9 protein-coding genes and 1 tRNA gene are annotated in these 13,030 nt (G+C 71.5%); 4 read left to right on the forward strand and 6 right to left on the reverse strand.

Annotation, left to right across the window (positions count from 1 at the left end; translation table 11 throughout):
- Positions 1-93 precede the first annotated feature (93 nt).
- Positions 94-1,302 carry an aminotransferase class I/II-fold pyridoxal phosphate-dependent enzyme gene (locus DEJ09_RS08670; RefSeq protein ID WP_111088204.1) on the forward strand — a complete coding sequence of 403 codons (1,209 nt, stop codon included), beginning with the start codon at positions 94-96 and terminating at the stop codon, positions 1,300-1,302.
- A 32-nt stretch (positions 1,303-1,334) separates the two neighbouring features.
- On the opposite strand, the gene DEJ09_RS08675 is transcribed toward DEJ09_RS08670, so the two are convergent.
- The 4 genes from DEJ09_RS08675 to DEJ09_RS08690 form a co-directional block, all read right to left on the reverse strand.
- Positions 1,335-2,174: a carbon-nitrogen hydrolase family protein gene (locus DEJ09_RS08675; protein ID WP_111088205.1), complete on the reverse strand. Its 840-nt coding sequence runs from the start codon at positions 2,172-2,174 to the stop codon at positions 1,335-1,337.
- Positions 2,175-2,355: 181 nt separating this feature from the next.
- A tRNA-Met gene (locus tag DEJ09_RS08680) sits at positions 2,356-2,432 on the reverse strand.
- Between the two features lie 63 nt (positions 2,433-2,495).
- The gene (locus DEJ09_RS08685) at positions 2,496-5,495 is read right to left on the reverse strand and encodes a UPF0182 family protein (RefSeq protein WP_181433313.1); all 3,000 of its coding nucleotides are present in this window, start codon (positions 5,493-5,495) and stop codon (positions 2,496-2,498) included.
- 165 nt (positions 5,496-5,660) lie between these two features.
- Positions 5,661-6,770, reverse strand: coding sequence for a PDZ domain-containing protein (locus tag DEJ09_RS08690; protein WP_111029540.1), 1,110 nt, complete (start codon positions 6,768-6,770; stop codon positions 5,661-5,663).
- A 152-nt stretch (positions 6,771-6,922) separates the two neighbouring features.
- Between DEJ09_RS08690 and DEJ09_RS08695 the strand changes: the two genes are divergently transcribed.
- The gene (locus DEJ09_RS08695; protein ID WP_111029541.1) at positions 6,923-8,341 is read left to right on the forward strand and encodes a zinc-dependent metalloprotease; all 1,419 of its coding nucleotides are present in this window, start codon (positions 6,923-6,925) and stop codon (positions 8,339-8,341) included.
- A gap of 60 nt (positions 8,342-8,401) precedes the next feature.
- Positions 8,402-9,259, forward strand: a complete 858-nt coding sequence (locus DEJ09_RS08700) for a TOMM precursor leader peptide-binding protein (RefSeq protein WP_111046326.1) — start codon at positions 8,402-8,404, stop codon at positions 9,257-9,259.
- Here DEJ09_RS08700 and DEJ09_RS08705 read toward each other — a convergent pair.
- Both DEJ09_RS08705 and nudC read right to left on the reverse strand, forming a co-directional pair.
- The gene (locus DEJ09_RS08705) at positions 9,150-10,916 is read right to left on the reverse strand and encodes an ATP-dependent helicase (RefSeq protein ID WP_181433314.1); all 1,767 of its coding nucleotides are present in this window, start codon (positions 10,914-10,916) and stop codon (positions 9,150-9,152) included. The two genes, DEJ09_RS08700 and DEJ09_RS08705, sit on opposite strands and share 110 nt — an antisense overlap.
- Positions 10,913-11,848: an NAD(+) diphosphatase gene (gene nudC, locus DEJ09_RS08710; RefSeq protein WP_111088206.1), complete on the reverse strand. Its 936-nt coding sequence runs from the start codon at positions 11,846-11,848 to the stop codon at positions 10,913-10,915. Before nudC ends, DEJ09_RS08705 begins: the two co-directional genes overlap by 4 nt.
- Before the next feature lie 116 nt (positions 11,849-11,964).
- On the opposite strand from nudC, the gene DEJ09_RS08715 reads away from it, so the two are divergent.
- Positions 11,965-12,963: a phosphotransferase gene (locus DEJ09_RS08715; protein WP_111022632.1), complete on the forward strand. Its 999-nt coding sequence runs from the start codon at positions 11,965-11,967 to the stop codon at positions 12,961-12,963.
- Positions 12,964-13,030: the final 67 nt, after the last annotated feature.

Below are 13,030 nucleotides of genomic sequence, written 5' to 3' on the forward strand. Positions count from 1 at the left end.
GCTGTACACGGTGGCCCGGTCTGCCGCGGGACGGACAGCTAGGTTGGGGTCCGTTCAGCGCGACACGTCGTCGCCCGCACGGGAGGGAACCACATGCGCCAGGCAGGACCGTGGCTGCGAGCCGCCGACGGAGCGATGCTGCTGGGACCGGACGGGGTCCCCGCACCGACGGTGTTCGCCGAGATGAGCGCCCTCGCCGCCAGCACCGGCGCGGTCAACCTGGGGCAGGGCTTCCCCGACGAGGACGGGCCGGCCGAGGTGCTCGAGGCCGCGGTGCAGGCGATCCGCGACGGCGTGAACCAGTACCCGCCGGGCCGGGGCACCCCTGACCTGCGGGCGGCGATCGCCGAGCACCAGCAGCGGTGGTACGGGCTCGAGGTGGACCCCGACCGCGAGGTCCTCGTCACCGCCGGCGCCACCGAGGGGCTGGCCGCCACGATCCTCGCGCTGGTCGAACCCGGTGACGAGGTGATCACCTTCGAGCCGTTCTACGACGCCTACGGAGCGCTCATCCGGCTGGCCGGCGGCGTGCACGTCACGGTCCCGCTCACCGCGCCCGACTTCCTGCCCGACGAGCGCACGCTCCGCGCGGCCTTCACCGACCGCACCCGCGCCGTGCTCGTGAACACCCCGCACAACCCGACCGGCCGGGTCCTGCCCACCGAGGTGCTGCAGACGATCGTCGACCTGGCCACCGAGCGCGACGCGGTGATCATCACGGACGAGGTCTACGAACACCTGACGTTCGCCGTCCCGCACACGCCCATCGCGACCCTGCCCGGCGCTGCCGAGCGGACGGTGTCGGTCTCGAGCGCCGGCAAGACCTTCAACACGACCGGGTGGAAGGTCGGCTGGCTCACCGCTCCCCCGGCACTCGTCGACGCGATCACGACGGTCAAGCAGTACCTCACCTTCGTGAACGGCGCGCCCTTCCAACCGGCCGTCGCCGTGGGACTCCGCCTGCCCGACGCGGTCTTCACCGGCATCGCCGCCGACCTGCGCGCGAAGCACGAACTGCTCGCCGACGGACTGACGGCGGCGGGCTTCGACGTGATGCGGCCCGACGGCGGGTACTTCGTGCTCGCCGACGCCGCGCCGCTCGGGTACGACGACGCCCGTGCGTTCTGCCTCGAACTGCCCGCGTTGGCCGGTGTCGCGGGCGTGCCGGTCTCGGCGTTCGTCCGCCCGGACCGGGTATCCGGCTACCGGTCCCTGGTGCGCTTCGCGTTCTGCAAGCGCCGGAGTGTCCTGGAGGACGCCGCCGCACGCCTGGCGACCCTTGGAGCGCGCCCCGGCGCCTGAGACGCGACCGCGTCGGGGACGCGACCGACGCGTCAGGGCTGCCCCGGGCCTCCAGGCAGGGTGCGCAGTGCGACGTCGTAGCGCCGCAGCGACAGCGACGGGTTCACCCGTCGGACGGCGTCGGTGACGGTGGTGTCGATCGTGGCGGTGAGCGTGGTCGGCGAAGCGCCGGCCGAAACGACCGCGACGCCCGACGGGTCGAGGACGACCGAGCCGCCGATCCCGATCGGCGGCGTCTGCCCGACCCCGACGACCCAGACGGTGTTCTCGATCGCGCGGGCGGTGAGGAGCGTGTGCCAGTGGTGCTCCTTGCCGGGGCCGCGCACCCACTCCGCCGGGAGGACGACGACGTCGGCCGCTCCGGTCTCGGGAGCGGCGAGCCGTCGCGTGACCTCGGGGAAGCGCAGGTCGTAACAGGTCTCGAGCCCGACGCGGACTCCGCCGAGCTCGAAGACCGGCAGCTGCTCCGGGTCGCCGGACTCGATGCGGTCCGACTCCCGCGAGCCGAAGGCGTCGTAGAGGTGGACCTTCCGGTACGTCGCCGCCAGGTCGCCCGACGGGAGCACCGCGACCAGGGTGTTCCGGAAACGCTCCGGCGTGTCTGCCGACTCGGCGACCCCGACGACCAGGGCGATGCCCGTGTCGCGGGCGATGTCGCGGAGGCCGGAGACGAACGGACCGTCCAGGGACTGCGCGGCCGCGACGAACCGATCGTCGATGTCGGCGGTGAAGTACGAGGTGTACTCCGGCGTGATGAGGAGATCGGCGCCACGGGCCGCCGCGTCGACGGCGGCGGTGCGCACGGTGTCGAGGTTGGTGACGGGGTCGTCCACGGGGGCGAACTGCGCCGCCGCGATCGTGAGGGTGGCCATGGGGCGAGCGTACCCGGGGGTCTGCGGCGGGCGGGCCTGCGGCTGGGCGTCCTGCGCCGGGCGTCCTGCGCCGGGCGTCCTGCGCCGGGCGTCCTGCGCCGGGCGTCTCGCGGCGGGCGTCTCGCGGCGGGGACACGAAGAAGGCCCCGGTCCTGTTGGACCGGGGCCTTCATGTGACGCTTGGTTGCGGGGGCAGGATTTGAACCTACGACCTCTGGGTTATGAGCCCAGCGAGCTACCGAACTGCTCCACCCCGCGGCACGTTTAGAAGCCTACACGGGGCCGTGGCGGGACACAAATCGAGTGCCCCGCCACGGTGTGTCAGTTGCCGTTCTCGGCTGCCGTGGCGGCCTCGATCGCGTCCTGGAGGCGCTGGTCGGCTTCCGCCGCGGCGACCAGGTCGTTGTCGGCGTAGGCCTCCTGGCGGTCCTGCAGGGCTGCCTTGGCGTCAGCCAGGGCTTCCTGCAGGGCGTCGTTGTCGGTCGAGCCGGAACCCGTGGAGCCGGTCGAGCCGGAGCCCGAGGACCCCGTGCCGGAGCCGGACCCCGTGTCGGAGCCGGATCCGCTGTCGGAACCGGAACCGCTGTCGGAACCGGAACCGCTACCGGAACCGCTGCCGCTCGCGCCGGAGTCGCCCGCCGCGGCACCGGAGTCGCCGCCGAACAGCGAGTTCAGCGCCTCGTCGAGGGTGTCCTCGAACGCGATCTTGTCGCCGAAGGCCACGAGGACCTTCTGCAGCAGCGGGTACGAACCACTCGAGGTCGACTGGACGTAGACGGGCTGTACGTAGAGGAACCCACCGCCGACCGGGAGCGTGAGCAGGTTGCCCTGCTTCACGGTCGAGTTGCCCCGCTTCAGGATGTTGAGCTCCTGCGACACGGTCGAGTCACCGTTGAAGAGGCTCTGCACCTGTCCGGGGCCCGGGATGTTGTCGGTCTTCGGCATCGTCAACAGCGTGAGTTTGCCGTAGCCCGACGCCTTCTCGCCCTTGCCGGCACCACCCGCGTCGGAGTTCACCGCCAGGTAGCCGGTCAGCACGTTGCGGTTGTTCGCCCCGGCCGACTGCTGCGGGATGTAGGTCGTGTACAGCGAGTACGCCGTCCCCTGCCCCGGCACCTTCATCGTCAGGTAGTACGGGTCCTGCAGGTTCGCCCTGTTGGCGGTCGTCGTCGTCTGCGCGCCGAGCGCGTTCGTCGACGTCGCCGCGGTGTCGGCGTCACTGTCCGACGTCGCCGTGCTGGTCGGTTCCTGCGGGGTGTTCCACGCGTCGTCGCCCGAGTAGAACGAGTTGGCGTTGGTCACGTGGTACGTACCGAGGATCGAGCGCTGCACCTTGAACAGGTCCGTCGGGTACCGCACGTGGTCGAGGAGCTCGGCGCTCATGCTCGACACCGGCTTCATCGACGTCGGGAAGATCTTCTGCCACGTCTTGAGGACCGGGTCCTTCGTGTCCCACGTGTACAGCGTCACCTTGCCCGTGTAGGCGTCGACGGTCGCCTTCACCGAGTTCCGGATGTAGTTCACCTGGTCGGTGCGGTACGTCGAGGACTCGGCGCCGGCGATGCTGTCCGACAGGCTCTGGCTCTGCGAGTACGGGTACGCGTCGCTCGTGGTGTATCCGTCCACCACCCACTGGATGCGGTGGTCGACGATCGCCGGGTAGGCGTCGCTGTCGACGGTCAGGTACGGCGCCGCCTTCTGCACGCGGGTGATCGGGTCGCGGTCGTAGAGGATCTGCGAGTCCTTGTTCACCGCGTTCGAGAGCAGGATCTGCTCCGACTGGAACTTCGCGGCGTAGACGAGCCGGTTGAAGAAGTTGCCGAGGCTCGGACCGCCGTCGCCGGCGTAGGTGGTGGTCGCGTTGCCGCCGTTGTCGTCGTCGGACCCGGACGGGTAGTCGAGCTCCACGTCCTTCGTGCCCTTCGGCGCACCCACGATCGAGTAGGGCGGCGAGGTCTCACCGAAGTACACGCGCTGCTGGAAGTCGCCCAGTGCACCGTTCGACGGGATGCCGGACTCCAGGAACACCGGCTTGCCGTCGCTCGCGCGCTGGTTGCCGTAGGCCGCGGTGACGCCGTAGCCGTGGGTGTAGACGAATGCCCGGTTGTACTGCGTGTTCGCGGCCGAGCTGAGCCCGGCGAGGTCGATGTCGCGGACCGCGATGACGGTGTCCTCGGTCTCGCCCTTGACGTCGTAGCGGTCGACGTCCAGCTCCTTCGGGAACTGGTAGTACTGCCGGTACTGCTGCAGCTGGCTGAACGTGTCGGAGACGATCTTCGGGTCGATGAGACGGATGTTGGCCGTGGTCTGCGCGTCCTTCGCGAGCGCACCCGAGCTCGTCTCGGTCGTGGCGTCGTAGTTCTGTTCCTCGACACCGGCGACACCGTAGGCGTCTCGCGTGGCCTTGATGTTCCGCTCGATGTAGGCGGACTCGAAGGTGCGCTCCGAGGGCTTCACCTGCAGACGCTGGACGACCCACGGGTAGATGCCGCCGACGACGATCGCGGCGACGAGCAGCAGGCCCGTGCCGACGATCGAGATGCGCCAGCGACCGATGACCGCCGTGACGATGAAGAGCAGCGCGACGATCGCCGCGATGCCCGCCATGATCTCGCGGCCCGGGATGACCGCATTGACGTCGGTGTACTGGGCACCGGTGATGAGCGAGTTCGACTTCGTCAGCGCCGCGTACTGGTCGAGCCAGAGGCTGACGGCCTGCAGCGCGATGTAGAGCGCCGCCGTGACCGCGAGCTGGATGCGCGCAGCACGGGAGATCCGGACCTCACGACCACCGAAGCGGAGCGCTCCGTAGAGGTAGCTCGCCGCGAGTGCGGCGAGACCGGCGATGAGGACGACGGCCGACGAGTAGGCCACGATCGAGCGCCAGAACGGCAGCTCGAACACGTAGAACCCGATGTCCAGTCCGAACTGCGGGTCGGTCTTGCCGAACGGCGTGCGGTTGAAGTACTCGAGGACCATGCTCCAGCGGCCCGCGGTCGAGAGCCCGGCGAAGATGCCGAGGACCACGGGGATGCCGATCATCACGGCGCGCCGCAGCGGCTCGATGACCTGCTGGTAGCGGTCGAGCTGCGAGTTGAGCTTCGCGTAGACCGGCCGGAACCGGAACGCGAGCGCGATGCTCACGAAGACCGGGGCCGCCATGCCGAGGAAGCCCGCCAGGAACATCAGGGTCCCGGCGATCCACCGGGTGGTGAGGACCTGCTGGAACCCGAGCTGCGCGAACCACGCGTAGTCGGTGTACAGGCTGGCGAAGATGAAGAAGGCGATCACCAGTGCGGCCAGCACGATGATCGTGACCACGATGGGGACCCGCGGCGAACGCCGCCCCGAGGTGGACGAGGTTGTCGTCACTTGATGTGCTCCAGACGTGTCGGACCGGCGGGCCCGGCTCGCGGCGGGCCGTCAGTGACACTGATCCTATGGGACCGGACCGAGCGTGAACCTGTACGGGGGCTCAGGACCGGGTCAGGACCCGCAGCGGGCGAGCTTCGCGGTGCTCCCGCCGTCGGCGATCGTCTGCAGGTCGGTGACGGCCTGGTCGAGCGTGGAGACGCTGTAGACGTCGAGCCCGTCCGGCACGTGCCCGACGACCTCGTCGCAGTTGTCCGCGGGGGCGAGGAACACCGTGGCGCCCGCGTCCGCGGCACCGTAGAGCTTCTGCCGGATCCCGCCGATGGGGCCGACCTCGCCGGCCGCCGTGATCGTGCCGGTGCCCGCGACGTGCTTGCCGCCGTTCAGCTTGCCCGGCGTGATCTCGTCGATGATCCCGAGCGCGAACATCATGCCGGCGGACGGACCGCCGACGTCCTGCAGGCGGATCGACACCTTGAAGGGGAACTCGTAGCGCTCGGTGACGCCGACCCCGAGCAGCGCCGTGCCCTGCTCGCTGCGCGGCGTCACCCGGACGTCCTTCGTCGCGCCGTCCCGTTCGACGGTGACGGTCGCGGGGCTCGAGGTGCCGTGCTGCGCGACGGCTTCGCGCAGGCTCACTGCGTCGGCGTTGGTCGTGAGCGACTTGCCGTCGAACGCCGTGATGACGTCGCCCTTCTCGATCGTGCCGTCGGCCGCTGAGCCCTCCTGCACGGCGCTGACCTCGAGTTCCGTGGGCAGGTCGTTCCCCTGCTGGATGAGCGCGGCGGCGACGGCTGACTGCTGCGACGCCTGCATGTCGGCGGAGTCCTGCTCGTTCACCTGCTCGGTCGTGGTGCCGCTCGGGTAGATCGCCTCGACCGGGATCACCGCCTGCGACCTGGTGAAGATCGCGCGGATCACGCTGGTCCACGACGGGCGATTCGTGGCGTCGCCCTGGATGCCGACGGTGAGCATGTCGAGGGCGCCGGCCGTCGGGTACGTCTCGTGGCCGGACACCTGGATGAGCTTGACGTCCTTCGCGTCCTTGCCCGTCCCCTGCTCCTGGGTGCCGATCGTGTTGTAGACCGGCCCGGGGACCTCGATGAGGTACGGGCTGGGCAGCAGGCTCGCCAGCAGTCCCAGCACGACCGCGCCGATCAGGAACGCCCACCCGACGGTCCGGGCACGCGAGCGACGACGGGGCGCGGGGGCGAAGAGGGTCACGCGGGGTCCTTCCGAGGTGGGCACCCGCGCCTGGAGGCAGGGTGGTCGCCCGCGTCTCGCGACGGGGCTGTTCGCCCTGGGCGCAGCGCTTCGGGCGTTCCCACGGGGGCATCCCAGGTGCGGCCCCGTGAGCAGCGATTAGCGTAGTCGGCATGCCTGATGAACCACAGCCGGGGCCGGACGACGACTTCCAGGAGATGCTGCGCAAGCTACTCTCGGGCGAGGGGCAGATCGACCCGTCGCAGCTCGCCGGTGCCGCCGGTCTGCCGAACGACCCGGCATCCGTGGCGAACCTGATGAGCCAGCTCCAGCGTGCCGCGCAGTCCGGCGGTGACGGCATCGACTTCTCGGCCACCGCGGAACGCGCCAGCGCGATCGCTCGGGACGGCGGCCACCCCGTCGACCCGGCCACCTCGCAGGCGGCCGACCAGGCGTTCCAGGTCGCCGCGCTGTGGCTCGACGAGGTCACGACCGTCGCCGAGCTGACCGCGACCCCGAGTCTCTACACGCGTGAGCAGTGGGCCAAGGCGACCGTCCCGGTGTGGACGCAGATCGCCGAGCCGGTGGCCTTCAGCATCGCCGATGCCCTGACCGAGGCGATCGACCAGCGTGCTCCCGAGCAGCTCAAGGCGATGCTCGGCGACGTCTCGAAGGCGATGCGCGGCATCGGCGGGGCACTGTTCGCGATCCAGCTCGGCCAGGTCGTCGGGCAGCTGTCGAAGGAGGTCGTGTCCGGCGGTGACGTCGGCGTACCGCTCCTCGACGAGCAGGTCGCGGCACTCCTGCCCCAGAACGTCGCCGAGTTCGCCGAGGGCCTCGACGTCTCCGAGGACGAGGTCCGCATCTACCTCGCGGTCCGCGAACTCGCCCACGCCCGGCTCTTCCGGTCGGCACGGTGGCTCCGCCTGCACATCATCTCGTCCATCACGGACTACGCGCGGGGCATCCACATCCCCTTCGACCGCGTCGAGGAACTCGCGGCCGACATCGACCCGACCAACCAGGAGCAGCTGCGCGACGCACTCGCCTCGGGTGCCCTCATCCCGCCGCGGACCGCCGAGCAGGACGCCGCGCTCGCCCGACTCGAGACGATGCTCGCCCTGGTGGAGGGCTGGGTGGACACGGTCACCGCCGCGGCCACGGTCCGTCTCCCCAAGGCCGGAGCGATCGCCGAGATGGTGCGCCGTCGCCGTGCGGCCGGCGGCCCGGCCGAGTCGGCGTTCGCGACACTCGTCGGCCTCGAGCTGCGTCCGCGTCGTCTGCGTGAAGCCGCCGCGATGTGGCAGCGGGTGACCGACGAGCTCGGCGCCGAAGAGCGTGACGCCCTCTGGTCGCACTTCGACCTGGTGCCGACCTCGGACGACGTCGACGCACCCGACGCCCTCGTCGCACGGCTGCGGAACCCGTCCCAGACCGACGAGGACGACGCGTTCGACAAGGCCCTCGAGGACCTGCTGAACGACTCGACCGGTGCGCGTCCGCACGAGGACGAGTCCGGCCGCGTGGCCGACGACCCCGAGGGTGGAGCGGGCGACGAGCCCGGGAACGACACGGGCGACCAGCCCCGCTGAGTTCTCCACAGATCCCCCCGGTGACCCCACGCGTGCCGCGCACTCCGGCACCGTGGGGTCATGGGCATCCGCATCGATCCGACGCTCGAGTTCGTCTGGCGTGACCCCGCCACGGTCCAGCTCGGGGTCGATCCTCCACGCGCCGTCGTCGCGGTGCCCACCACGGGGGAAGAACGGTTCCTCAACGGTCTGCGACGCGAGACCGGGCACGACGTGCTGTCCGGGCTCGCGGCCGCGTCGGGGTGTTCCCCGGAACGTGCTGCCGGGGTGCTCGGTGCCGCGTCGCCCGCGGTGGTCGAGGTCCTGCCCGAGCCGCTCGAACGCATCGAGGTGCACGGCGCCGGTGTCCTCGCCGACGCCGTGGCGACGTTCCTGTCCGGCGAGGGCGTGACGGTCAGCCGCACCACCGCGCCCGCCGGAGGGCCGATCGTGCTGCCCGAGCCCGAACCACGCCTGGCCGTGGTGGTGGCCGACCACGTCGTCGACCCGGCGCTCCGCGCCGCGTGGACCCGCCGGGGTGTGCCGCACCTGGCGGTCGTCGTCGGCGACGGACGCGTCCGTCTCGGTCCGTTCGTCGTGCCGGGAGCCGGGCCGTGCCTCCAGTGTGCTGAGTACGCACGCGTCGACGACGACCCGGCCTGGCCGGCCATCGCCGCCCAGGTGTGGGGGCGGCACCCGACACCGCTGTCCCCGTGGCGGGCGGCGGCGGTGGCCGCCGCCACGACGCGGATGCTGCTGGAACGACTCCCGCTCCGGACGCAACGAGCCGACCCCGACCAGCTCGTCTTCGAGCGCGACGACCTGTCGGTCAGCCGTTCGCCGGTCCGGCCCCATCCGCGGTGCGCGTGCCGAGCGCTGCCAGGAACCGACTCGGAGCCCGGGCTCCCCCACGCGTGGAGCCCTGTTGCGACCACGTGATCGTGACGGAACGGCGGGCGCGTGTCAGCCCGACGTAGAACAGGCGTCGTTCCTCGTCCACCTCGGTGTCGGTCGACGCGTGCGAGATCGGCAGCAGCCCCTCGGCCGCGCCGGCGATGACCACGTGCGGCCACTCCAGACCCTTCGACGAGTGCAGCGTCGCGAGCGTGACGGCGTCGACCTCGGGCTCGTGGTGCGTCGCCGCACGGTCCACCAGGTCCTGGGTGAACTGCTGCATCGTCGTGCCGGCGGGGGCGTCCTCGGCCAGGCCCATGATCGCCTGCAGCGCTTCCCACTGCTCGCGGACTGCGCCGGTGCCCTCCGGCGGCGTCTCCGTCCAGCCGCTGACCTGCAGTACCAGCCGGACACGTCGGGTCAGCTCGTCGTCGGTCTGCCGGATCGCCTCGCCGCGCATGTGGTGGACGGCGAGCTTGACCTCCGGGCGGTTGAAGAACCGGGTCCCGCCCTGCACGCGGTACGGGATGCCGTTCCGGCCGAGCGCGGACTCGAGCGCAGCGGACTGCGCTCCGACGCGGAAGAGCACGGCGCAGTCCCCGTAGGACGCTCCGGCTCCGACGAGCTCGGCGATGCGCCGGGCGATGGTTTGTGCCTCGTCACCGTCGTGGACGCAGGCCAGCACGACCGGTTCCGGGCCCGGTTCCTGGCTCTGGGCCACCAGGTCGAGTGCCCCGGGCTGGCCGCGCATCAGCGTGTTGGCCGCGGACACGACCTCGCGGGTGGAGCGGTAGTTCCGCTCGAGACGCAGGACCGACCCGCGCGGGAACTCCGAGCCGAACCCGAGCAGGTAGTCGCTCGAGGCGCCGGCGAACGAGTAGATGGTCTGACTGGCGTCGCCGACGACGCACAGGTCGTCCCGGCCACCCAGCCAGGCCCGCAGCAGGTCGTGCTGCACCGGCGAGACGTCCTGGTACTCGTCGACGACGAAGAACCGGTACTGCTGCCGCACGTACGACGCCACGCGGGGTTCGGACTCGACCATGCCGAGGGTCGCCAGCAGGACGTCCTCGAAGTCCAGCTGCCGCCGGTCGTCCTTCAGCCGCTCGTACGCCTTCATCAGGTCGATGACCCGACGCGGCGTGGTGTCGCGCGGCATCACCCGGTCGGCGGCGGCAGCCTCGTACTCGTCGAGCGAGAGCATCTGCACCTTGCGCCACTCGACCTCGGCGGCCAGGTCGCGGAGCACCGGGGTGTCGACGTGCATGCCGACGGTGTCCGCGGCGTGGGCGATCATCCGCCCCTTGGACTCGACGATCTTCGGGGCGTGCCCGCCGACGGTGTCCGGCCAGAAGTAGCTGAGCTGCGCCATCGCCGCGGCGTGGAAGGTGCGTGCCTGGACCGTCCCGGCCCCGAGCGCGCGCAGGCGCGACCGCAGTTCGCCGGCGGCACGGGTCGTGAAGGTCAGCGCGAGGACGTGGTTCGGCGCGTAGGTCCCGGTGGCGACGCCGTAGGCGATCCGGTGTGTGATCGCGCGGGTCTTGCCGGTCCCGGCGCCGGCGAGCACCGCGACCGGACCGAGCAGGGTGCGGGCGACCGTCCGCTGCTCGGCGTCGAGCGCGGCGAGCAGTTCGTCGGGCGACGGCGGCCGGGGGTCGACTGCCCCGGCACCCGTTGCACCGCGCGGACCGGTGACGCTCACGGCAGGTCCAGCGGCCCGCCGTACCACTCCTCGATGATGGCGCGGGCGATCGAGGTGCGTCCCGGCAGCAGCAGGGTGTCGCCGGCGCGCTCGCGGATCTCGTCGCGCGAGAACCACCGGACGTCCAGGATCTCCACGCCGTCGGGTCGGGCGGTCGTGGGGTCACCGCCGGCTGCGCGGGCGCGGAAGCCCACCATCAGCGACGCGGGGAACGGCCACGGCTGCGAGCCGAGGTACTCGGGCTCCTCGACACGGACGCCGGACTCCTCCCAGACCTCGCGGCGGACGGCGTCCTCGAGCGACTCCCCCGGCTCGACGAACCCGGCCAGCAGCGAGTACCGGTCGGCGTCCCACGCGGCGTTGGAACCGAGCAGGATCCGGTCGTCGGCGTCGACGACCCCGACGATGATCGCCGCGTCCGTGCGCGGGAAGAGGTCGTGTCCCTCGGGGTCGCGGCGGACCCATCCGCCGCTCACGACGGCGGTGGGTGAGCCGGTGCGCGGCGAGAAGCCGTGCACGGCGTGCCAGTTGGCCATCGCCACGGCTTCGACCGCCAGGCCCTGGTCGCGCGGCGAGAGCTCGGTGCCGAACATCCGGAGGCTCTGCCAGGCGTCGTCGTCGGGTTCGATGGCGGACGCCGTCGCGCTGTCGATCAGGGCGGCGACGAAGCGGGTACCCGCCGGGGCATCGGCGGCGTCCGACACCGCACGGCCGAGGTACAGGGTCACGGTGTCGACCGGGATCTCCGTGGCGGTCACGAAGCGCAGGGTGCCGTCGGCGTTCCGGAGCATCTCGGCACCACGCACCGGCAGGTACCGGGTGTGCTCGTCCTCGCGCAGGACGCGCTCGACGTCGTCGGTCGTGCGGAACTCGGCGTCGCGGTCGAGTTCGTTGCGGGACAGCGGGAGCCGGGCGGCGAACTCGACGGTCACGGCGGGAGAGCTCCTCGGATCGGGTGCGGACGTGCAGGAGACGTGCGGTGGGCGTGCGGGCCGCCGAACAGCGTGGCGTGCAGCCGTGCACGCGTCACGCGCCTACCCTGAGGGGCATGGCGGGATCCCAGTTCACTCTAGCCGCGTTGGCGACGACGGCCGTTCCAGGCCTCCTCGTCACGGGCACGCGCACGCTCGGCTCGGCCGCGGCCGGCGACTACGAGTCGGCGCTCCTCCGCGACGCCGACGGCGCCGAGATCGTCATCCGCCGCCCCCGGAACCAGCGCGCCGAGGCGCGGCAGTCGGCCGACCTCGTCGCCATCCGCGCGCTGAGCGCCGGCATCCGCACGCGCCTGCCGTTCGGCGTCGCCGAGTACCGCGGCCAGGCGCCGATCGGGTCGACGCGCGCCATCGTCACGACGCGGCTGGTCGGGGCCCACCCGACCCTCGCGTCGCTCGTCGAACGTCCCGACCTCGCCACCAGCGTCGGCCGTGCCGTCGCCTCGATCCACCAGCTGCCGACGAGCTTCGTCTCCGACGCCGGCCTGCCGTCGCTCACGCCGTTCGAGGTGCTCCGGTCCGCCGTCTCGGTGATGGACCGCGCCGTGGCGACCAAGCTCGTCCCCGCCGCGCTCGTCGAACGCTGGGAGGGTGCCGCCCGCGACCAGCAGCTCTGGCAGTTCACTCCGACCGTCGTGCACGGTTCGCTCGGCACAGGCGCCCTGCTCGTGGACGGCGACGCGGTGACCGGGATCCTCGACTGGGGCGAGCTGCGGCTCGGTGACCCGGCGAAGGACCTCGCCTGGGTGCTCGCCGGCCGCCGCGACGCCTTCGACACCGTCCTCAGCGCCTACGAGGCGAACGGCGGCGGACGAGACCGCCAGCTCGCACAGCGTGCACGCGTGCACCACGAACTCGAGACGGCGCACTGGCTGCTGCACGGCGTCCAGGCGAAGAGCACCGAGGTCGTCGACGACGCCGTCGCGATGATGCACCGCCTGGTCGACGCGGTGCACGCCCCGAGTGCGGAACCATTGCAGTCCGTGTCACCCGAGACGATGGAGATCGGCGAGGTGGAGCAGCTGTTGTCCTCCACCGAACGCCGCCACGGCTGACGCTTCGTGAGCAGGAATGGTCGGGTCGCTGCGGCGCACCCGACCATTCCTGCTCATCAACGTGCGG

Origin of the sequence: Curtobacterium sp. MCLR17_055, from assembly GCF_003234305.1 — a bacterium.
Lineage (GTDB): Bacteria > Actinomycetota > Actinomycetes > Actinomycetales > Microbacteriaceae > Curtobacterium > Curtobacterium flaccumfaciens.